The organism is Halomonas sp. BMC6 (genome assembly GCF_964204995.1).
Taxonomy (GTDB): Bacteria; Pseudomonadota; Gammaproteobacteria; order Pseudomonadales; family Halomonadaceae; genus Vreelandella.
Window position 1 is genome coordinate 3,670,440 of record NZ_CAXNSH010000001.1, and the last position, 21,191, is coordinate 3,691,630.

The following is a 21,191-nucleotide window of genomic DNA, read 5'->3' on the forward strand; positions in this document are numbered from 1 at the left end:
ACTCGTTCTAAGCGGCGGTAGAGAAAGATAGCCACGCTACCACATCGCTGGCTATGCTGTGGCCAATGCGTGACGATTGAGTGGCAATCACCAAGAGGGAGCTTATGGTTAGACAACACCCACATCTGCCCGCCAGACGCCGCTGGCTCCATGTCATCGTTTGGTTGAGCGTGCTGGCGCTGCTGGCAGCGGCACTACTCATGGCAGGCGCTGGTCCCGCCTATCGCTGGCAGTGGATCTCCTTAGGGGAGGCCTTCAACCTACTGCGAAACGGCGTTTATGCGGCGACGGCCGCCGTCGCGCTGAGCGTACTCGTGCTGCTGTTCAGTGCCATCCTACGGCGCGGGGGAACGGCTATCGCGGCCATTGGCGTTCTGCTTGCCACGGCCGCCCTACTTTACATGCCATGGCAACAGTGGCAGCGCGCCCAAGAAGCGCCGGTGATTCATGACATCACCACCGATACCCAGCAGCCGCCCCCATTCGTTGCCCTACGTGATGAGCGCGAGGCGGCCCCTAACGGGGTGGCGTATCCAGGCGATGACACCGCCGAGCAGCAGCGGACCGCTTACCCGAACGTACAACCCCTGGTGGTGAATGCTCCCGCCGCGACCGTGCTGGCCGCGGTTCAAGCCGAAGTAGATGCCGCCGGCTGGGACATTGCCGAGATCACCCCGACCCGTTTGGAAGCCACTGCCGTGACGCGCTGGTTTGGCTTTGAGGATGACGTGGTGATTCGACTGACCGAACAGGGCGAGCGTACTCAGGTGGACATGCGGTCGGCATCGCGACTGGGTGCCAGCGACGTGGGCACCAATGCGCTGCGCATCGAGACCTTTTTGAACGCACTACGCAAGCGGTTGGAGTAGCACCGCGCCGACCTTAGTGAACGCGTTTTTGGTGGTCATGCCGCGTACGTTCGCGGGCCAAAATCTGCTGGGCGTCCAGCTCGCCAATGGGCACTGTCACGCTGGCGGGAATCTCCCCACTTAGCTGTAGCGCCTGGTAGCGCAGCGCACACACCCGCAAGAACGAGGTGAAGTTACCCAGGTCATGCCCGGCATCGATCGATTCATGGTACAGCCGGGTGATCATCTGCGCGGTGTTCATTCCGTCGCGCTGGGCAATCTCTTCCAGCAGTTGCCAGAAATAGTTCTCCATCCGCACGCTGGTCACCATGCCATCGATACGCAGTGAGTGCGTGGCGCTGCGCCACAGTGCCGGGTCCGCATCGATAAACAGTTTGCACATGGTCACTTCCTCCAAACCAACCGTCTCCGATCAGCATAGCGGCTGAGCGAGTGCGCGCCCAGCAGAGGCGCGCACCTTCACGACGAGGCCACTATTTGTCGAGTAGCGCCATGAACTGCGCCAGCCAAGCGGGGTGGGCGGGCCAAGCGGGGGCCGTGACGAGGTTGCCATCGGTCACCGCCTCGGTGACGTCTAACGCTGCGAACCGACCACCGGCCAGTTCGACCTCGGGCTGGCAAGCGGGGTACGCCGAGCACTGCTTGCCCTCCAGCACCTTGGCTGCCGCCAGCAGTTGAGCCCCGTGGCAGATCGCCGCGACCGGTTTCTGGGTATCGAAAAAGTGTTTCACCATGGCGAGCACGTCTTGATTGAGCCGCAGGTACTCCGGCGCTCGACCGCCGGGCACGACCAGGGCGTCGTAATCCGCCGGGTCGACGCTTGCGAAATCCGCATTGAGGGCAAACCGGTGGCCTGGCTTTTCGGTATACGTTTGGTCGCCTTCGAAGTCGTGAATGGCTGTGGCCACGGTATCTCCCGAAGCCTTACCCGGGCAGACTGCATCGACGCAATGCCCGACCGCCATCAGCGCTTGGAAAGGCACCATGGTTTCGTAATCTTCGGTGAAGTCGCCGGTGATCATTAAAATGCGTTTGCTGCTCATCTCCGTTCTCCTTGTGATTGTCGTCGGTCGAGCACGCGGTGGGCGTGTCATGGCAGACTAGCAAGCCATCAGGTGGGATAGGTAGTACGCCGTTACTACACGCCCAATGGCACCCGTTCATCATAAAAAAAGCCCGCTACGAACGAGCGGGCTTGAGCTGGATGGATATCGATTACAGCAGCGCGTCGATGGGCCGCTGCCCATCCAGCAGCGTTATCTCCTGGTTGATGAGACTCGGGGTCTGCACCACGCGAAGCAGTGCATAAGCCACGTTGGCCCGGGAGATCTGGTTGTCTCCCGCTTCCTCGACGCTGTTGGCGAATTTGTGCGTCGGCGCCTCATCGGTGAGACGGCCGGGCTTCAAAATCACATGGGAAACGTCGCTGTGCCGCAGATGCGCATCGGCTGCGAATTTGGCGGCCATGTAGGGGCGCATTTTTTCGGGGGCTTCCAAGGGTTTTTCCGCCCGAATGGCGCTGACCATGATGTAACGCGACAGGCCCTGCTGGCTGGCGATATCCGCCGCACGGATCGCGCCAAACAGATCGATGAGTAGCGTTTTGTCCGGCCCGGTGTGCGGGCCAGAACCGGCGGTAAAGACGACTTGATCGCACCCTTCGAAGGCGTGTTCCATGTCGCCTTCCAAGTCGCCCACGACGGTTTGAATGCCCCGCTCTTGGAACCAGGCGGCCTGCTCTTCATGGCGAATCATGGCTTTGATGGGCGTGCCAGCCTCTTGGGCTAACGCGCAGAACTGTTTACCGATCTGACCATTGGCACCAATCACTAGGGTCTTCATTTTGCCTCCTTGTCTATCGTGTCTGCTTTATCAGTGTAGGCGGCACGCCTAAAGTTCAACCCTAGAGGCAAAAACCGCGGGCACCTTTCGGTGCCCGCGGTAAGAACGTCGGTCCCGCTCATCGGCTTACGTCAGGCGCGCGTGCTCCTCACGAGCAGGCAGCGCAGCCTGTTGTCCGGCGCTGGGACTGACGTGAAAGCGGCTGACCAGCGTATGCATGTCGCCCGCGCGCTCATCCAGCGTTTGGCTAGCGCTGGAGGCATCTTGAACCAAGCGCGCGTTTTGATGCGTCACCTGATCCAACTGGGAGATGGCTTGGTTGATCTGATCGATACCCGCCGACTGCTCTTTTGTGGCATCGGCAATTTCGGTGACGTAGCGGGTTACCTCCGAGAGGCTGTCGATGATGTCCTGCAAGTGATGGCTCGACGCGTTGACCAACTGCTCGCCTTCGCTCACTTTTTGCACGCTGTCGTCCACTAGATGGCGAATCTGCGCTGCTTCTTCTGCGCTGCGCCCCGCCAGCTTGCGTACTTCCTGTGCTACCACGGCAAAACCGCGCCCCTGCTCACCGGCACGGGCCGCTTCTACCGAGGCGTTCAGCGCCAGCAGGTTGGTCTGGAAGGCGATGTCGTCGATGGCTTTGATGATGGACGTGATCTTCTCGCTCGCCTGACGAATATCGCTCATGGCGGCCGTGGTGCGTTTAGCCACGTCGCCTGCAGAGCGCGCCCGATCATCCACACTGCTGCTGGCGCCTTTGGCCTGATCGGCGTAGTCAGCGGTCTGCTTGACCGTGGCGGTAATCTGCTCGAGGCTGGAGGCCGTCTCCGCCAGCGATGCCGCCTGTTGGTCCGTGCGCTGTGACAGGTTTTCATTGCCGGAAGCGATTTGGCGGCTGCTGGCGGCAATCGCCTCGGCGCTTTCACGAATCTGCGACACCATGCCTTCGAAGGTGTCCATCATCCGGTTGAACGCCTGGGCGGCTTGGCCGACCTCATCGTTACGCTGAAGCGCTAACCGCATGGAGAGGTCGGCGTTTTCACCGGCGGCACCGCTAATGCTCTCCATTTGACGACGCATGGCCACCAGCGGGCCAAGCACACGTACCAGCGTGCGCCAGCCAAAGATGGCCAGCACCCCGATGACCCCTGCCGTCACCAAAATCAGTAGCGTACGCCCTGCATTGGCCAGCGTTTCGGCTTCTTCGCTGGCGCTGGCTGCCTGGGCAACGGTATAGGCTTCGATGTCACTAAGCGCTGCGCGCATTTCGGTCGTCGCGGCAGCCACGTTGGTCAGTGCGGCCTGTACTTGGGCCCCCAGCTCCAACTGCTGCTGGCGCAGCGCATAGACCGAATCGGCGTCTTCCACCATCACGCCGTTCAACTCGACGATAACCTCATCGAGTTCGCTGATCAGGGCGCGCTGCTCGACGGTGGTGCTGGGCGCCTCGGCGATCGCCGCCAGGGACTGGCGCGCCAGCGACACCTGTTGGGAAATCTCGTTGCTGCGCAGGTTGACCAGGGCATCGATGCTATCCACCTGCATCATTTGCCGCCCTAAATCGGACAGCGTGGCAACGGCCATGCGCGCATTGCCACTCAGGCGACCAATATCGACTCGGGCGGTAAACATGTTATCCAGCAGCTGGGTAGGCAGCGTCGTGGTGCCCTCCTCCCGCCAGGCTTCCATCAGTTCCCGCTGGCGGCGCTCTTCACGCACTTGAGCCAAGGCAGTACGTCCGGCAATGTCTTCGGCACTGCGCATGACGTTGGTGATGGCCGCTTGCATCTGAACGATCTGCTCGTCCATCTGCGCTTGCAGAGTCAGCGCATCACGGCGCACGTTTTCCAGCGCCTCGTCACCGGCCAGCAATGCGTCATACTCGTTGTCCAGCGCGGCAAGCTGTTCGGCGGCATCGGTTTGCTCGATACGCGCCAGCCCCGTACGCGCTTGGCGATAGCGCGCGTCCAACTCACTACGAGGCGTCACGTCATCTAGCGCTTGGTTGCTGTCGACCGCCAGCAGGTCGGCATGGCGCTGCCCAAAGGCCCCCATGGTCAACACCATGCTACGGCTGGCGTCTTGCAGCGGCAGCACCTCATCGGTCACAAAGTGCTGGACGTTGATCAGCCGCTGGTTGGTCATCCAACCCGTACCTGCCAGCACCATGCTACCCAGCACGGCGGCAGCAAAGAGGCTAATGAGCATCGCGCGGATACTTATGGTTTTTTTCATCAGGGGTATTCGCTGTGTCAGAGATAATGCATACGGAATATGGAACCACGATTACTGCACTAAGTTGTTCCAATCCACCGGCTCGAACTGGCCGTTTCGGATAATGGTGGGCCATACGGCATCGCTGGCTTGATGGTCGTTCGGCCCTAGCGTCAGCGGCTCGCCAACGCCGATATCGATGCTGCCCAGGCTCAGCAGGCCATCCACGATGGCTTCACGATCAGGATGATCACCTGCGGCTTTGACGCCTTCGGCAAACAGTTTGGCGGCCAAATAGCCTTCCAAGGAGATAAAGTCCGGGCTGGCATTGGGCGCGAATTCCGCCAGTGCCTGACGGTACTCTTCGACCGCAGGCAGGTCGGCGTCCAACGGGGGCACGACTTGCGTCACGATGACGCCTTCGGCCAGCGGGCCGAGCGTGTCCAGCAGCGCTTGGCTACCCACGAACGAGACGTTCAGGAACAGTGCATCGGGCAGGTCTTGTCGTGCTTCGCGAATGAAATCCGCAGCGGGGCCAAACGTGCCGACAATGATCACCGCCCGAGGAGTGACCGGCGCTTGCAGAATGCTGGCAAGACCTTGGTGAATGTTACGCGTACCGCGAGTGAAGCGGCCATGCACGAGCTGAGACGTGTTCGAAAAGCCCTGCGCATTGAGCGCGCGAATCGCGCCGTTGTAGCCCGCATCGCCGAAGCTATCGTTCTGGGTAAAAAATGCGATTTCCTCAGGCTCGATACCGGCGGCCAACAACCCCTCGATCATCGTCGCCGTCTCTTGCACGTAGCTGGCCCGATAGTTGATCACGTAGCGGTCTGGCGGGGAGCGACGCAAAATACCGGCGCCGGTAAAGGCCCCAAATAGCAGCGTCTTTTCCTGGTTATAGATGGGTATAGTGACGGCGGCGGTGGGTGTTCCTACGTTGCCGATGGCCGCCAACAGGTTGTCATTTCCCACCAGGTCGCGGGTGTGTTTGGCCGCCAGCAACGGCGAGTATTGGTCATCGAAGGTCGTTAGGCTGAGCGTTTCTCCATCGATGCCGCCTTCGCTGTTGAGTTGGGCGAAATAGGCCTGCACCCCTTGCTGCATGCCGATGCCCAACGGCGCCGCGCTGCCGCTCGCTGGGGCCACCATGCCAACCTCAAGCGCTGCGTGCGCCAGTGGTGCGGCCAATAGTCCCGCCGTCATGAGCCATGTCGTGATTCGTCGCATCGATTCTCCCCCACATCGTGATGCTTTTTTCTCTTATCGGCGGAAGAATATACGACTTAAGCCTAGCTAGCTTTAAACAGAATGTAATAAAACGTGTCTTGGACTAGGAGGGGCGTTCGATGGCGAAACGGTCGGTGATACGCACGTAGTCGCTCCCAGCCAAACGGCCGATGGGCTGGAGCGCCTCCATATCCACATGCCGTCCATCCCAGAGCGCATCGTCGATATGTATCGCGACGACTTGCGCCAGCACCAGGCTGCCTGCCAGCGGCCGGTCGCCAAAGCGAACCACGTCCACCAGCTTGCAGCCAAACGCCACCGGGGCTGCTGCGATGCGAGGCACGCGAACGCCCGGCATGGCGGCCTTCTCGAGCCCTGCCAGGGTGAACTCGTCCTCCCCCCTGGGCAGGCTCGCGCTGGTGGTGTTGAGCGCGTCGACCAGCCCTTCCGTGCCTACATGCACCACGCACTCATCGACCTCTGCCAAGTTGCGCAGCGTATCTTTGGGCTGCGCGCTACCATCCAGCAAAGGCGAAAACGCCAAGATGGGTGGATCGATGCTGGCGACGTTGAAAAACGAGAACGGCGCCAAATTGGCGTTACCGTGCTTGTCTTGGGTGGCCACCCACGCAATGGGCCTTGGGCACACGCTGCCCGACAGCAAGCGGTAGAGCGTGCCTGCACTGAGAGGGGACTGTTCAAGTAGGGTATCCATGGGCGCTCCTGATCACTGGGTGATAACGATGCCCTTAATAGGCCGCCGACGCCCGCCCCCTGTCAAGTGTGTTAGCCTTGTACGCACATTGAAAGACGAAGGATCTGAATGCTCACTATTTCCAACAGCGTTAGCTTGGCCGATTGGGAAATCGACTTGAGCCAAATTCGCGCGCAGGGGGCTGGCGGTCAAAACGTCAACAAAGTCGCCTCTGCCGTGCACCTGCGTTTCGACATTCAGCGCTCGACGCTACCGCCGGTTTACAAAGAGCGGCTGATGGCCCTCTCGGATCAGCGCATTAGCAAAGAGGGCGTGGTGATCATCAAAGCCCAGAGTTACCGCACGCTGGAGCTGAACAAAGAGGATGCCTTGAAGCGTCTTCAGGCGCTGATCAAGAGCGTAGCCAAACAGCCCAAAACGCGCCGTCCCACCAAACCCACGAAGGGCTCCCAGCGCCGCCGGGTCGATCACAAAACCCGCAAAGGCAAAATCAAGTCGCTGCGTGGTAAAGTGCCGGTGAGCTAGCGCTGCACGCGCCGCTTTACTCTCTACCTGACACAGTGACCTTGATGCCAACGACACCCCGTCCGCTTTCGCCCTGTATCCACGTTTGCCAAATCGTGCCAAGCACCCAGATGTGCAAAGGGTGCGGACGTACGCTGGATGAAATTGCCTGCTGGGGAAGCATGACCGAGGCCGAGAAGGCCCCGGTGTGGGAACGTATCGAACAAGCGGGCTATGTCGAGCGGCAGTCCGATGATGCCGCCCCAGAGTGAACGCTTGGGATCGCTCAACGCTCTTCGTCGTGGCGGTCGCTCAAGATATGGTGAAGTTCACCACAGGCCACCATCGGATCATCGCAGTTGATGACAATATTAGACTCCGCCAGCACGTAGCTGCGTCCGGTAATGGTGTTTTCTACTACTTGGTAAGCGCCTTCTTGATGCGTACCGGTAAAGGTACCGATGAAACCGGTCTCCCGCAGCGATATCGTTTCTAACTTGTCGCCCAGCTTTAACCGCCCTTCGTAATTCATCAATGCCAGCCGTGCCGACGTACCGGTGCCCGTCGTGCTGCGACAAATCACGCCAGGGTGAACATACGTCGTGGAGCGAGAGCGGATATAGCCTTCCGCCACCGGCTCTTCTGGCCCCATGAAGTGCAAAAACGGCAGCGGCCCCACATCCCCGAGGGTGTAGTGGGAGAAGCCGCGCTGCGCCTGAATCGCCTCGACGATTTTGTGAGCGCACGCCGCCAGCGCCTGCTCTTCATCACGCACCAGTTTGAAGCCCAGCGCCTCGGCATCGACCAGGGCGTAAAAGCCGCCGCTGTAAGCGACCGAGTAAGTCACTTCACCGATACCCGGGACTTGGATGGTGTCGCGGTAGGTGTCGATATAGCTGGGCAAGCCTTCGCAAGTCACGGATTCCACCACGCCGTTATGCACCTGCGCTTCGATTTGCACCAAGCCCGCCGGGGCTTCCAGCTTGAAGCGCTGAACCCCCTCCTGCTTGGGCACGATACCGGTCTCCAGCACGGCCGTCGCCGTACACAGCGTGTTCGAGCCCGAGTAAATTGGGTAACCCATCACTTCCATGATGATGTACCCGGCAACTGCTTCTGGGTCGGTGGCGGGCACCAATAGATCCACCGACATTTCGGGAATGCCGTAAGGTTCTTCCAGTAGCAAACGGCGCAACCCATCGGCGTCGTCACGCAGGTACTCCATCTGCTGGCGAACCGTGGCACCGGGCAGCGTATCGATACCGCCAGTGACGATGCGGCTCACATCGCCCCCGGCATGTGTGTCCAACAATTGAATCGTATGAAGGTTTTTCACTCACCCGGCTCCTAGGCAGTGGTAATGGCAAACGGTGCACCGTGGGTGTCCCACTGAGCATCGGGGACAATAACGATTTTCCCCAGGTAGTTGCTGCCCCGGTTCACAAAGTAGCGCTCGGCCTGATGTAATTCCGAGAGTTTGAACGCGCCGTGCAGCACCGGCTTCAACTCACCGCTACGAATCCAGGCGATTAGCTGCTCGGCCTCCTCGCGAGTGCCGTGGGAGACCCCGAATATCTGCACCTGATACAGATAAATGCGGGTCCACATAATCTCGCTAAGATTGCCACCGCTGGCACCGGCAATGGAAAGCCGAGGATACGTGGTGCGGCGCTGCATATCGCCAATCATGGTGTCGATAAACAGGTCGGTCATCTCACCGCCCACGAGATCCATCACGGCATCGATGGCTTGCCCCTTGGTTTCTGCCAACACACGCTCGACAAACGTCGGTAAGTCACCGCGATCTATCACCGCTTCTGCGCCGAGCGCGCGCAGCGCGTCGGCTTTATCAAGCTGACTGACGGCGTAGGGAATCGCGCCGACGATGCGGCAGAGTTGAATCAATGCCGTGCCGACCCCTCCGCTGGCACCGCTGACCAGCACGCGCTCGCCCGCCTGAACGTTGGCGGCAGTCATCATGTGGTAGGCCGTTTGATAGGAGCACATGCCCATGGCCGCCAGCTCCGCATCGTGCAATTCGGGGTTGGCCACGTGGTGGAACTGGTCGGCAGGCACCGCCACGTACTCGGCGTAGCCGCCATCGGCACCGTGGCCGTAGTAGTCCGGCGTCAGGTTGATGTCACGACGCTCGTCGGCGTATAGGTTGAAATCCAGCAGACCGCGCTCGCCGATACGCTGGGCGTCAACGCCCTCCCCCACGGCGACGATCCGCCCAGCCACGTCGGCCCCCTGTATGCGAGGGAACGTCAGCGTTGGGGAGCCGCCCATGGCAAACGAAGTGACGTCCTCTTTCCCTTTGGTGGGGTATAGCCCTTCGCGTGCTTTGCGGTCGGTGTTGTTTTTCGCCGTGGCCGTGACCTGCACCAACACCTGGCCGGGGCCAGGTTGTGGCGTGCACACGTCTTGGCGGTACTGCAGCGCGTCCACATCACCGTGGCCGGTTAAGAGCATCGCTGACATCGTGGCCGGTATCGCCGCGCTGTTATCCGTATGGGCCATGGGTGGGCTCCTTATTCAGTGGATATGCCGCGACAATAACAAACGCCGGGCGAGGTTCAAGGGACTAGCCGAAGACCGGCACACCGATGAGCACCGGGTGTAAGTAGAAGGCAAACAGGGCATACGCCACTACGCCGATCGCCACCGTGGCCAGCGTCGCCGCCAGCGAGGTCGATGCCGGTGCAGCGGGCTGTTGACGGCTACGCTGTTTCGCGGCTTTAAACGCCAAGATTGCCCAGACGAGAAACGCAGCAAAGAAGAGCACATCGCCTAGTCGGCCATTCACAAGCAGGTGCGAAAACGCCCAAATTTTGACGGCCAGCATCATCGGATGGCCCAGCTTGGCTTTGATCGCATTGCCCGGCACATACGCCGCCACCAGCATGATGAAGGCGGGCAGCATCAGTAGCGCCACTGCATGGCGTAAGCCCATCGGCGGAAACCATAGGTGGATAGGGTCGAGGCGCGTTTGACCGTAGCCATATATGGCGATGGCAAGGCCAATGAGGGCCACCACGGAGTAAGCCAGCTTCCACGTGCTCTGGCCACGGTTAGCGATCTGTTGCTGTCGCCAGGATTCCGCAAAGATACGTACCGAGTGCCCGCCTAAAAAGATCAGCAGGCCTAAGATCATGAGGGTCATGGTGGTCACTCTCCGGTGAGTTGCAAGTCGTTGGTCGAGTGGGAGCATGCCACACTCCTTGGCAAACCACATGGCGCGGCGTCAACTTTTCGCCAATAGTGATGGAGAGCAAAACCCGTCAAGCTAGACGACTGACTGTGCCTCTGCCCTCGCCAAGGATCGGTATGCTTCACTTCCCCTCGACGTACCATTGCCGTCTCACCTGGACCTATTTTGGGCTGTTCATTGCCATTGGCATGACCGGCGGCCTGCTTGGCCCGGCCCTGCCGCACCTGGCCGAGGTCAGCGGTGCCTCCATGAGCCAGATCGCCGTGCTGTTTACCGCACGCGCCGTGGGCAACATGAGCGGCGCGATGGTCACCGGGCTGCTCATGGACCGCTTCAACGGCCACCGCGTGCTGGTGATGATGGGCGTGCTGGCGGTAGCTGGGCTAGCCGTGGCTCCGCTTAGCCCGCTTTTGCTGCTGTTGACGCTTCTATTCATGCTGCTGGGGTTTGCGGAGGTATCGCTCAACGCGGGAGGCAACACGCTGCTGCTATGGCTGCATCGAGATGCGGCAGGCCCCAACGTGAGCGCCCTGCACTTCTGCTTTAGTTTCGGCAACATGCTGACGCCGCTGATCATGATTGCCGCGCTATCGCTCACCGGGCAGTTCCATCTCACGTTTTGGATCGTTGCGGCTAGCGTGGCGGTCATGTTGTGGCCGCTGTCCCGCTTCGTCAGCCCGACCATGCCCACCGTCGACCCTCATCCCGACACCGCGGCCGCCCTCAAGCACCGAGACCCGCTGCTGCTGGGGCTATTCATGCTGCTGTTTTCCGTTTATGTGGGCATCGAGATTACGTTCGCCGGTTGGGTTACCGCGTATGGCACGCTCTCTGGGTTGAGCACCGAGCAGGCGGCGCTGCTGGCAACGCTGTTTTGGCTGGCGCTATCGGCAGGGCGTCTGCTGGCGATTCCGCTGCTGCGCGTTTGCTCACCTTGGCAGGTGCTTGCCGGCTGCTTGGCGCTGGGGTTGAGCGCGGCGGCAGGGCTGCACGCCAACGCGCTGCCGCTTAGCGTCGGCGCGCTGCTGTTTGGCCTATCCGCCTCGGCTTTCTTCCCCACGCTGTTTGCGCTGTGCAACCAGTCGATCGTCATGCGAGGACGCACCACCGGCGCCATCTTCACCGCTGCGGGCAGCGGTGCGCTGGTCATCCCGTCACTGACCGGCCCACTGTTGGATATGGCGGGGGCCCAGGCGTTTCCCATTCTACTGGCCACGCTTTGGCTACTGATTGCACTGGGGCTGATGCTGCTGGCGTACCGTCTGCGGCAGTTGACGGCTCGGCAAGGGCTTTAAAACCAGTCTTTCCGTTTGAACAGCCAAATGAGAATCCCACCAATTCCGAGCATGGCGCCCCAAACGAAAAAGTAGCCGTACTGATAGCTCAGTTCAGGCATGTACTCGAAATTCATGCCGTAAATACCGGCGATAAACGTCAACGGAACGAAAATAGCGGTAATCACCGTCAATACGCGCATGGTGATGTTCAGCTGGTGAGACGAAATGGAGATATAGCCATCGACCAAATCACCACAAATGTCGTAGTACATCTGCGTCAGCGTATAGAGTCGCTCGAAACGCTCTTCGACATCGGTAATGGCATGCAGCGTTTCGCTTTCGCCTCGGGGTAAATGCGCGTAATCATACGCCGTCAGCTCTTGTGTGATGCCTTTGTGGTAGCTGAAGATGCGGCGCATTTTGACCAGACGAGAACGATAAGTGGTGATTTTACGCATCAACACATCGTTGCCGTTCTCCAGCAGCTCATCTTCGAGATCGCTCAACTCCGTCTCGAACTCCAGCAAGCTGTCGATGTAAAAGCCCGCAGAGGTATACATCACTCTTAACGCGACCTGCTCGGGCGATTGGGCCAGCAGGGCTTTGCCGTGCTCATTGAATAAACGCTCGATACTGAGCGCCTCGCCGGGGTGCAGCGTGACCAGAAAACGCTCGCCAACAAAGAAACAGACCTGCTGGGGCACGAAATTGAGCTGGGCATCGAACGACGAAATACCGCGATAGATGATCAGCGTGTGATTGTCGAACTCTTCGATCTTTGGGGGGTGGCGCTCTTTATGAGCATCTTGGATCGCCATGGGGTGGCAATCGAAACGCTCTAGCACGTCACGCTCCTGCGTTTCGCTCTCGCCTTTCATATCGACCCACAGATGTGCCGTGGGCATGCGTTTCCACTCGTCCATCAGGCTCAAATCGCCCTCACGCACATCGCCTTCTGGGGTGGTCAATAAACAACGAATCATACGCGTCCCTGGGTTCGTTAAAGAGGGTTGGGGGTATCCGCCGGACGCGCCAACGCGACACGCGCTTTACCTGCGCGTTTGGCGTTATACATGGCGTCGTCGGCACGTTTCAGCAGCTCCTGTGGCGTCTCAGCCGCGTTGGGCACGAACAGCGCCACGCCAATGCTGGTGCTCACTCGCAGCGTGGCACTCCCCACGTGTAGCGGCTCTTCGATCACCTGAATCAGCTTGTTTGCCAACGGTTCAAGAGCCTCGGTAGTCACCCCTTCGAGCAGTACGACGAACTCATCTCCCGCCCAACGGGCAATGAAGTCCGTCTCGCGGACGGCGTTCTGAAGGCGCTGCGCGACCTCACGCAGCAGCTCATCGCCCATGCCGTGGCCGTGCTGGTCGTTGATGCGCTTGAACCCGTCGAGGTCCAGAAACAGCACGACAAGCGGCGCCAGGGTACGACGTACCCGCGCCATCGCTTCGGGAAGCCGCTCATCCAGTGCGCGACGATTGGGCAAGCGCGTCAGTACGTCCTCTCGGGCCTGCTGGTCACGCAGACGCTCAAGCTGCTGGCGTTCGGTAATGTCGTGGATGAAGACGCTGCGGCGCGGGCGGCCATTCACTTCAAAGCTCTTTAGCCGCACCTCGACCGGCAAGCGAACCCCGTCTCGTCGTATGGCGTCGCAGGTCAAGGGCATCGCGGCGTCGTCACAGGTCAGCCCCTGTGGGAACATGAGCGAGGTGAGTGGGCGCGTCAACGCGTCTTTGCGGCTCCAGCCGAACATGCTTTCGGCGGCCCGGTTCCAGTCCAACACGCGCCCCTGCGCATCGATGCTCAGATAGGCGTCGTAGGCAGACTCGATCACCAAATTGAGCTCACGCGTGCGCTGCTCAATACGCTGTTCAAGACTTTGATGAAGCGCCGTGAGCGACTGCTGAGTGGCAGCGCGAATTTTCTGCTCGTTGATGAGCCGCTCGCGCAGATGAATTTCGCCGATCACGATATCGGCCAAATCCTGCATCGCAGCTTGTTCCTGAGGAGTCAACTGGCGCGGCTGCGTATCCATCGCACACAGCGATCCAAGCACTAGACCATGGGAGTTGCGCAACGGTATCCCGGCATAAAAACGGATGCCGCCGGGTTTCGTCACGATGGGATTGGTAGCGAAGCGCTCGTGACTCTGAGCGTCTTCGACCACCAGCGGTTCGTCCTCCAGCACGGTATAGGCGCAAAATGCCATGTCCCGGGGGCTCTCGGAGAACTCCATGCCTACTTGCGACTTGAACCATTGACGGTCGGTATCGATCAAGCTGATGGTGGACTTAGGAACGCCGAGCAGCACGGTGACCAACCGCGTGATGCGATCGAAAACGGGCTCGTTCGGCGTATCCAGCAGGGCCAGCTCGTTAAGCGCAGCCAAACGGGCGGTTTCGTTAGGGGGTAACAGGTGGCTCATGGCGATCACACCTAAGTGGTCATCAGTCCCCTAACAGCATACCGTGAAACGGAATTTTCTGCTCAACGCCCCACTTAACGCACGGCGATACGCCGCGGGGTCAACCCGGCCCACACCACGCTCACCACCGTGGAGAGCAGCAGCGCCCCCACGAACGGCCCCAGTGTCGGTACGCTACCGGGGAACGTCGCGGCCAATACTCCCGCGCTGACGCTACCTTGACTCAGCCAGCCAGGCAGCACGGCGCCTACTAGCCCCGCTAGCCCACCGCTGATCGCAGCCGTCGGTGTCATTCGTTGCCACAAGCCCAGCAGCACCGGCACCACGATCGCTGCACACAGCAGGTCGGCAATCAAAAACAGCCGCAGCACCGACAGCCCCTGTAAAGCAATCATGATCACGGGCAGCATGATGGCCACGGTGAGCCAGCGCGCTTTGTTGAGGGCCTCGGGCCGGTGGCCGCTGGCCCACAGTGACGCAATACCGTTTTGTAAAGTGTCGACGCTCGAGGTGACCAGCGTGACGGCCAGGACCAGGGATGGCAGCGTGATCCATACCGGGGCATCGCTAAGCAGCGCAAAAAACGGCATGGGCGGCTCGCCGAGGCTGACCCCGCTCATCGCTGCCATGATGCCAACACCACCGATCACCATGACGACCAGAACGGTCAGGCCGCCGCCCAGCAAGGCACCGCGCCCCAGGCTCGCGTCGTCTTGGGCCGCCCATACCCGCTGCCAATAGCCTTGGTGAAACAAGTTCGCTGCCGTCACGGCGATCACCAGCGTCAACGCGACGCTGAGCGAGCTACCGATGGGGAGCGACGGGAGTTGTGCGTCACTCGGCATATTGGGTAGTCGCCAGAGCGTTACGCTGGCGACGGCGAGCAGCAGTGCCAAAAGCAGCCACGCTTGCCAGCGGTCGGTGGCGAGACTTGCCCGAAGCCCACCCATCACGGTGTAGACCAGCGTGGTGAGCGCCACCCCGATGATGACCACGGCAGGAGGCACGTCGGAGAGTAGCGCGGTAATCGCCCCGATGGCGGTGAGTTCAGCAGCCAGGAAGCAGCCCATGTAAGCCACGGAAACGAGCGCGACGAAGCGGCGCACGCCCGTGCCGTAGCACGTATCAGCAAACTCGGCGATGCTGCGCCCTTCCGGCAGCGCTTGGCGTATTTTGGGGCCATAAAGGCCCAGCACGATGAAAGGCAGCGCCGAGCCAAGCGCATAGCCCAGCAGCGCTACGGGGCCCACGAACGCGCCAATTTCCGGGGGCGCAAACAGAATCCACGCCCCCATACCCGAGGCCAAAAAGGAGAGCCCCAAGGTAGACGCGGTTTGAGAATTGCGGGCGGTGACATAGTCATCCAACGAGCTGCCACCAAAGCGGGCCCGAAGGCCCAAAAAAGCAAAGCAGCACAACGCTGCGCCTAATACGAGAGACGTTAGGTAAGGCATGTCGCGCTTCCTCCGCCGGTACGAACCGGATCAGGTTCCAGGGTCTGCGTTACGCGCATTCTCAGCCCCGATGGGGCTCCCCTGGCGACAGTGAATGGAGGCGACATCCTCAATCAAACTAGCGCATTAGTAAAGTCTCAGGTCTGTCGAGCACTCTCCTCCGGCTGTTTGGGGACGCGCCCCATCGTATAGAACTCGGCGTTGGGCGGCGTTCCCGCCAGCGTCACCAAGCGGTTGGACATGCCGAAAAAGGCCGCAATGGCGCCAATGTCCCAACAGTCGTCCAGGGTAAACCCAACGGTTTCCAGGCGCATTTGCCACTCGGTTGAAAACTCCCCCAGCTCGATGGCGCTATGCAGCGCAAAATCGAGCATCAACCGATGACGCTCGCTGAGTCCCGCCACGCGATGGTTAATGGCGATATTGTCCGCCAGCAAAGGGTCTTTACTATAAATACGCACCAGCGCGCCATGGGCAACAACGCAGTACAAACAGCGATTACGGGCACTGGTGGCCACGACGATCATCTCTTTTTCCGCTTTCGTCAGCGTATCGGACGCCCGCTCCATCAACGCATCGTGATAGGCAAAAAAAGCACGGAACTCCTGGGGACGATGCGCGAGCATGAGAAATACGTTGGGTACGAAGCCCGCTTTTTCCTGCACCGCTAACATGGCTTCCCGGATATCCTCGGGAACTTCTTCTAGCGTCTCAGGAAGTGTAAATCGACTTATCGAGACAGACATACGCACTCCTGTTTTTTGTAACGTGGCGCCTAACTGCTGAATGGCGTTTACTCGTAACAAATTGCTAACTAAAGAGTCTTTCAATACGCCTTAACGCTCGCCATACTCTTAATGATTTAATGTCATAAGAGCCGTACGCTATTAGCCAAGCGGTGTACTAACAGGGAAACCACCATGTCATACTCCGAAGCAAAAGAGCACACGCCAGGGCGTTTGCATGAACTGTTCGCCGACCCTTACCGTGCGTTCGAAAACGATACGGATGAGCGTCAGCTGCATATCCGCGTCATGCTTCACACCCTGCTGGCCCGCCCCATGAAGCGAGGTCAGGTAACGCTTCGTGTGATTCACGGCTGGGAGAACGGTGGCTTCGAACCCGCCGACCTGCAGCACGCCGACTTTACCCTGCACAGCCTGACAGATTTCGATGCTGCCGTGACGCGCTTCGCTACGGCTGCCGAGAAAAACGCACCGTTGCCTGCGGATCAAACCGCCATCCTGGCCGAGCCGCTAGCCGACGCCATTGCCGATGCCGAAGCAGATGGCAACGCACTGACCGACGACATCCGCGAAACGCCGGCCCGTTGGCCCGCGTTCGAAGGTGGGCTCGCCCTCTACACGCTGTTCAAGATGTACCACCGCTTGGTTTACGGCGAAGATGACACCTACCGCTGCTCCCAGTGCGACACCCCCCACGGCCCTCGCGAGATCCATGAGTTTCATTTAGAGGAGGGTGAGTTTGCGCTGCTGGTGCCCATCAGCGAGGAGCAGGACGCGCCTTATTTGCTAGTCCTTCACGAAAGTCAGCTGGGTCCCATCGCCCAACTGCTCTCGGAAAGCCTGCCGCTGTTCGAACGTTATTGAGCTGCGCGCCTCCTCGGCCGAGGAGGCGCTTTACTGCGCCCGGGGCGCGCTATAGCGAAATCGTGCTGTTGATACCGCTTGAGACGTTTTCCGGCTCGAACCAGCGGGCAGTGACCGTTTTGGTTTGGGTCCAGAAGGCAATCGCCTGCTTACCGTTGGGCCCCAAGTCACCCAGTTTCGAGGCCCGAGAGCCGGTAAAGCTGAAGTAAGCCACCGGCACTGGAATCGGCACGTTGATACCGATTTGGCCCACGTCGATGTCGGTCTCGAAGCGCCGTGCTACCCAGCCCGAGTTGGTGAAGATCGAGGTGCCGTTGCCATTCGGGTTGGCATTAATGAAAGCGATGGCGTCGTCCAGCGTCTCGACGTTGACGACGCACAACACTGGGCCAAAAATTTCTTCGCGATAGATCGTCATGTCTGCCGTCACATCGGAAAACAGAGTCGGTCCGACGAAGTTACCATCCGGGTAGCCGTCGACCGTGTAGCCGCGACCATCCACCAGCAGCGTGGCGCCCTCTGCTTCGCCTGCGGTAATCAAGCGCTCGACGCGGGCCTTGGCCTGTGGCGATACCAGCGGCCCTAGGTCCGCTTCACGCTGAGTGCCCGGCCCCACGGTCATACCGCGCGCACCGGCTTCGATATCCTTGATCCACTCGCGCGCCTCTCCCACCAGCACGACCACCGAGTTCGCCATGCAGCGCTGACCGGCGGCACCAAAAGCAGAGCCCAGCAGGCTATCGATGGCTTGACTACGGTTGGCATCCGGCATGACGACACAGTGGTTTTTTGCGCCCATCATGGCCTGCATGCGCTTGCCAGCGGCGGCAGCGCGGTTGTACAGCAGTGACCCCACATGGGTCGAACCGATGAACGACAGTGCCTTGATATCCTGATGGTCGGCAATTTGGTTAGCGACATCCGGCCCACCGTGGACCACGTTCAAGACCCCGGCAGGAATACCCGCTTCGTGCGCCAGCTCCACGAGCCGCATGGTCGAGCTGGGGTCCTGCTCGGAGGGCTTCAACACGAAGGTGTTGCCCGTGGCAATAGCCAGCGGAAACATGAAACAGGGCAGCATGATCGGGAAGTTGAAGGCCGTAATGCCCGCTCCCACGCCCAGCGGCTGGTGCATGGTGTATACATCGACGTCATTGGCGGCATTTTCGGCCAGCTCGCCTAGCTGAAGCGAGGTAATGGAGCACGCATGCTCGACCACTTCCAAGCCGCGCCCCACTTCACCTTCCGCATCCGGCAGGGTTTTGCCATGCTCTTCGGTAATCAGTGCCGCTAGCTCCGCCGTGTTGTCTCGGATGAGCGCCTGCAGTTTGAGCATGATGCGCATGCGTTTGCCCAGCGGCACTTTACGCCACTCTTTGAACGCCGTCTTGGCGCTGGCGATGGCGCGCTCGACCTCGTCGGACGTACAGAAGGGCACCCGGGCGACCACTTCTTGAGTCGCTGGGTTCACCACGTCGCGCCACTCTTGGCTTTGGGACATGACTGGCTGGCCATCGATATACATCGGTATTTCACGAACAGACATGATGCGTTTCCTCGGGTTGTGTTTGTTATGGGATCGAATAAGGCGCTACTAGGGTATATCAGCAAGTTGACGTAAACGTCAATTAGCCTCTGGGCAAAGATAATTTCCGCATCGAGCGACGATTTGGCTTTCCCTCTCAGTCAGGGCCTCGCTATGCTGAGACAGTTGCGTATCAGCACTCACCTTCGTGAGATGCGCTGTGGTGATCACAAGGAGGCATCCATGCAGACGTTTAGCTGCCGCTGTGGCAATCCGCTGTTTTTCGAGAACACTCACTGCTTGGCCTGTGAGTCGGAGGTAGGCTGGTGCCCCGCTTGTCGTCATATCGTGGCACTGGCACCGCTGGATAGCGGCGGCTACCGCTGCACCCATGAAGGCTGCGGTACGGCGCTGATGAAGTGCCACAACTACGCCGTCGAAAACGTTTGTAATCGGATGGTCGTGATGGCCGAAGGGCACGCGGATACGCTGTGCGACTGCTGCCGCTATAACGAGGTGATTCCCGATTTAGAGGTCGACGGCAACCGGGAGCGTTGGGCAGCGCTGGAGAGTGCCAAACGGCGGCTTTTCTATACGCTGGATTTGCTCAAGCTTCCCCATGGCGTCGAGGGCGAGGACATCCGCGTTCCGCTGAGCTTTTCGTTCATGGCCGATGCGCTGCCCGACCAAGGACTATGGCGCTCCACGGCGAACCAAGAGAAGGTCTACACTGGCCACGCCAACGGCCATATCACCATCAACGTCAAAGAAGCCGATGACGTAGAGCGTGAGCGGCTGCGTGTCGACATGAACGAATCCCACCGCACGCTGATCGGCCATTTTCGTCACGAAATCGGCCACTACTACTGGGATCTGCTGGTCAAAGACCAAGACGAAGCCGCCAGCATTCGCGTATTCGGCGACCACAACCACCCTACCTATGGCGAAGCCCTGGAGCAGTACTATCAGCAAGGCGCGCCGGCAGACTGGCCCTCGCGGTTCATTTCCGCCTACGCCGCCATGCATCCGTGGGAGGATTTCGCCGAGACGTTTGCCTTCTATCTGGACATGGTGGCCGTGCTGGATACGGCACTGCACATGGGCCTCTCACGTGCCGAGTACGACGGCTCTTTGGAGAGCATGCTTCAGGCGTTTCATCAGGTGGGCATGGCAGTGAACGAACTCAATCGTGACATGGGCCTGCTGGACTTGGCACCCGGCGTCATCGCCCCGGCGGTGCGTGAGAAGCTGGCGTACCTGCATGAACTCATTCAACAGGCGAACGCCAGCTCTCAAGCGGCCTAGTTAATCGTTGTCATGGTCGCCTGTGTGGCTTTGGGTTTGACGCTGGGTGACCCGAGGAACGCCGTCGCCGTTCACGAAGTAGGTAGCGCTAAGCGTATCGTGGATGGCGGCAAAGCCAATTTGCAGTTCGTCCACGAAAGCGTGCAGCTTGCTCGGCGAGTGCGCCAGCGCCTGAATATCCGCATCGACCACGTCGGCCCGTACCAACGACACCGTCGCCGCGACGCGGTCTTGGCGGGGCAGTAGCTGTAGCTCGTGCCCCAAGGTTTCCAAACTACAGGCAATGGAGCGAGGCAAATGCGGATCTTGCAGCAGAAAACGCAGCACGTCCGGGCCGCGCACCCGTAGCCTGACCTGTTGACGATACATCTGATACGCGGTGAGTGACTTCAAGACGCTCATCCACTGCAGGTTCTCGAACGGCAGCAGCTCTTCAGGGTTTTGCGGCAGCAGGCTGGCCGAACGCACATCGACGATCCGCGTGGTCATATCTGCCCGCTCAAGCTGGCGGCCCAGTTTGATGAACGTGCGCGCCGGGCCGTGGCTCAAGGTGCCTTCGATCAACCCGGTCAACGTTTGGCAGCCACGAATGACGTTTTTCAAAAATGCGTCTCGACGTCGAGGGCTCACGCCGTTTTCCGCGTGGTCCGCGACGTTGAGATAGAGCTGATTGACCTCTTCCCAAATCTCGCGGGGCACTACGTCCCGGGTGGTGCGTAAGTTCTCCCGGGCGCTCGCCAGCGCCGAGAGAATCGAGCTGCCGTTTTGGGCATCGGCACACAAAAAGTGCACCACGCTACGCTCGTCGAAACTGGAGTGGCGGGCATTGAAGGCCTCCAGCGTCCCGGTCATTTCGATGAGCGGCGCCCAGCCCAGTGGCAAATGCCGAGGCAAGTCCAGCATCAAATGGCTGTTGACGCTCAGTAACCGCGCGGTATCTTCGGCACGCTCGATGTAGCGCGCCATCCAGTAGAGGTTTTCAGCAACGCGTGACAGCATGG

At 60.0% G+C, this 21,191-nt stretch carries 21 protein-coding genes and 1 riboswitch; of the genes, 6 read left to right on the top strand and 15 right to left on the bottom strand.

Going from position 1 to position 21,191, the window contains the following annotated elements; translation table 11 throughout:
* The first annotated feature begins 104 nt into the window (after window positions 1-104).
* Window positions 105-869 carry a DUF1499 domain-containing protein gene (locus AB6K10_RS17715; protein ID WP_339119471.1) on the top strand — a complete coding sequence of 255 codons (765 nt, stop codon included), beginning with the start codon at window positions 105-107 and terminating at the stop codon, window positions 867-869.
* 13 nt (window positions 870-882) lie between these two features.
* Here AB6K10_RS17715 and AB6K10_RS17720 read toward each other — a convergent pair whose 3' ends face one another.
* The 6 genes from AB6K10_RS17720 to AB6K10_RS17745 all read right to left on the bottom strand — a co-directional run bounded on the left by AB6K10_RS17720 (window position 883) and on the right by AB6K10_RS17745 (window position 6,873).
* Window positions 883-1,251 (bottom strand): ribbon-helix-helix domain-containing protein, encoded by a 369-nt coding sequence (locus AB6K10_RS17720; protein WP_159342841.1) that lies wholly within the window; start codon window positions 1,249-1,251, stop codon window positions 883-885.
* 91 nt (window positions 1,252-1,342) lie between these two features.
* On the bottom strand, window positions 1,343-1,912 hold the full coding sequence (locus AB6K10_RS17725) for a DJ-1/PfpI family protein (protein ID WP_339119472.1): 570 nt from the start codon (window positions 1,910-1,912) through the stop codon (window positions 1,343-1,345).
* A 172-nt stretch (window positions 1,913-2,084) separates the two neighbouring features.
* Entirely contained in the window at window positions 2,085-2,711 is a 627-nt protein-coding gene (locus AB6K10_RS17730; RefSeq protein WP_339119473.1) for an SDR family oxidoreductase, read from the bottom strand.
* A 126-nt stretch (window positions 2,712-2,837) separates the two neighbouring features.
* Window positions 2,838-4,949 (bottom strand): methyl-accepting chemotaxis protein, encoded by a 2,112-nt coding sequence (locus AB6K10_RS17735; protein WP_339119474.1) that lies wholly within the window; start codon window positions 4,947-4,949, stop codon window positions 2,838-2,840.
* Between the two features lie 51 nt (window positions 4,950-5,000).
* Window positions 5,001-6,158 (bottom strand): ABC transporter substrate-binding protein, encoded by a 1,158-nt coding sequence (locus AB6K10_RS17740; protein WP_339119475.1) that lies wholly within the window; start codon window positions 6,156-6,158, stop codon window positions 5,001-5,003.
* Between the two features lie 103 nt (window positions 6,159-6,261).
* Window positions 6,262-6,873 (bottom strand): flavin reductase family protein, encoded by a 612-nt coding sequence (locus AB6K10_RS17745; RefSeq protein ID WP_339119476.1) that lies wholly within the window; start codon window positions 6,871-6,873, stop codon window positions 6,262-6,264.
* Window positions 6,874-6,981: 108 nt separating this feature from the next.
* Here AB6K10_RS17745 and arfB point away from each other — a divergent pair, with 108 nt between their 5' ends.
* Both arfB and AB6K10_RS17755 read left to right on the top strand, forming a co-directional pair.
* Window positions 6,982-7,398, top strand: a complete 417-nt coding sequence (arfB, locus tag AB6K10_RS17750; protein ID WP_159342847.1) for an alternative ribosome rescue aminoacyl-tRNA hydrolase ArfB — start codon at window positions 6,982-6,984, stop codon at window positions 7,396-7,398.
* A 44-nt stretch (window positions 7,399-7,442) separates the two neighbouring features.
* On the top strand, window positions 7,443-7,649 hold the full coding sequence (locus tag AB6K10_RS17755; RefSeq protein ID WP_253017970.1) for a DUF1289 domain-containing protein: 207 nt from the start codon (window positions 7,443-7,445) through the stop codon (window positions 7,647-7,649).
* Window positions 7,650-7,663: 14 nt separating this feature from the next.
* Here AB6K10_RS17755 and AB6K10_RS17760 read toward each other — a convergent pair whose 3' ends face one another.
* From AB6K10_RS17760 to AB6K10_RS17770, 3 genes are all read right to left on the bottom strand, one after another.
* Window positions 7,664-8,713, bottom strand: coding sequence for a proline racemase family protein (locus AB6K10_RS17760; RefSeq protein WP_339119477.1), 1,050 nt, complete (start codon window positions 8,711-8,713; stop codon window positions 7,664-7,666).
* Window positions 8,714-8,724: 11 nt separating this feature from the next.
* Complete coding sequence (locus AB6K10_RS17765) at window positions 8,725-9,897, bottom strand: zinc-binding dehydrogenase (RefSeq protein WP_339119478.1); 1,173 nt, start codon at window positions 9,895-9,897, stop codon at window positions 8,725-8,727.
* Window positions 9,898-9,961: 64 nt separating this feature from the next.
* On the bottom strand, window positions 9,962-10,540 hold the full coding sequence (locus tag AB6K10_RS17770; protein ID WP_339119479.1) for an NnrU family protein: 579 nt from the start codon (window positions 10,538-10,540) through the stop codon (window positions 9,962-9,964).
* Window positions 10,541-10,704: 164 nt separating this feature from the next.
* Here AB6K10_RS17770 and AB6K10_RS17775 point away from each other — a divergent pair, with 164 nt between their 5' ends.
* Entirely contained in the window at window positions 10,705-11,883 is a 1,179-nt protein-coding gene (locus tag AB6K10_RS17775) for an MFS transporter (RefSeq protein ID WP_339119480.1), read from the top strand.
* Here AB6K10_RS17775 and AB6K10_RS17780 read toward each other — a convergent pair.
* The 4 genes from AB6K10_RS17780 to AB6K10_RS17795 all read right to left on the bottom strand — a co-directional run bounded on the left by AB6K10_RS17780 (window position 11,880) and on the right by AB6K10_RS17795 (window position 16,496).
* Complete coding sequence (locus AB6K10_RS17780) at window positions 11,880-12,848, bottom strand: magnesium transporter CorA family protein (RefSeq protein ID WP_159342853.1); 969 nt, start codon at window positions 12,846-12,848, stop codon at window positions 11,880-11,882. The genes AB6K10_RS17775 and AB6K10_RS17780 overlap by 4 nt on opposite strands.
* 17 nt (window positions 12,849-12,865) lie before the next feature.
* Window positions 12,866-14,296, bottom strand: coding sequence for a diguanylate cyclase (locus tag AB6K10_RS17785; protein ID WP_339119481.1), 1,431 nt, complete (start codon window positions 14,294-14,296; stop codon window positions 12,866-12,868).
* Between the two features lie 74 nt (window positions 14,297-14,370).
* Complete coding sequence (locus tag AB6K10_RS17790) at window positions 14,371-15,750, bottom strand: sodium:solute symporter (protein ID WP_339119482.1); 1,380 nt, start codon at window positions 15,748-15,750, stop codon at window positions 14,371-14,373.
* Window positions 15,740-15,843, bottom strand: a riboswitch (TPP riboswitch). It overlaps the preceding gene by 11 nt.
* 44 nt (window positions 15,844-15,887) lie before the next feature.
* Complete coding sequence (locus AB6K10_RS17795; RefSeq protein ID WP_339119483.1) at window positions 15,888-16,496, bottom strand: peroxidase-related enzyme; 609 nt, start codon at window positions 16,494-16,496, stop codon at window positions 15,888-15,890.
* A gap of 174 nt (window positions 16,497-16,670) precedes the next feature.
* Here AB6K10_RS17795 and AB6K10_RS17800 point away from each other — a divergent pair, with 174 nt between their 5' ends.
* Window positions 16,671-17,360: a hypothetical protein gene (locus AB6K10_RS17800; RefSeq protein ID WP_159342857.1), complete on the top strand. Its 690-nt coding sequence runs from the start codon at window positions 16,671-16,673 to the stop codon at window positions 17,358-17,360.
* Between the two features lie 49 nt (window positions 17,361-17,409).
* Here the strand turns inward: AB6K10_RS17800 and AB6K10_RS17805 are convergent, their stop codons facing one another.
* A complete protein-coding gene (locus tag AB6K10_RS17805) occupies window positions 17,410-18,906 on the bottom strand; it encodes a CoA-acylating methylmalonate-semialdehyde dehydrogenase (RefSeq protein ID WP_305946825.1) in 1,497 nt (498 codons plus the stop codon).
* Window positions 18,907-19,128: 222 nt separating this feature from the next.
* Here AB6K10_RS17805 and AB6K10_RS17810 point away from each other — a divergent pair, with 222 nt between their 5' ends.
* Complete coding sequence (locus tag AB6K10_RS17810; RefSeq protein WP_253017940.1) at window positions 19,129-20,190, top strand: putative zinc-binding metallopeptidase; 1,062 nt, start codon at window positions 19,129-19,131, stop codon at window positions 20,188-20,190.
* On the opposite strand, the gene AB6K10_RS17815 is transcribed toward AB6K10_RS17810, so the two are convergent.
* Window positions 20,191-21,189 carry an alpha-E domain-containing protein gene (locus AB6K10_RS17815; RefSeq protein ID WP_159342860.1) on the bottom strand — a complete coding sequence of 333 codons (999 nt, stop codon included), beginning with the start codon at window positions 21,187-21,189 and terminating at the stop codon, window positions 20,191-20,193.
* Between the last annotated feature and the right edge of the window lie 2 nt (window positions 21,190-21,191).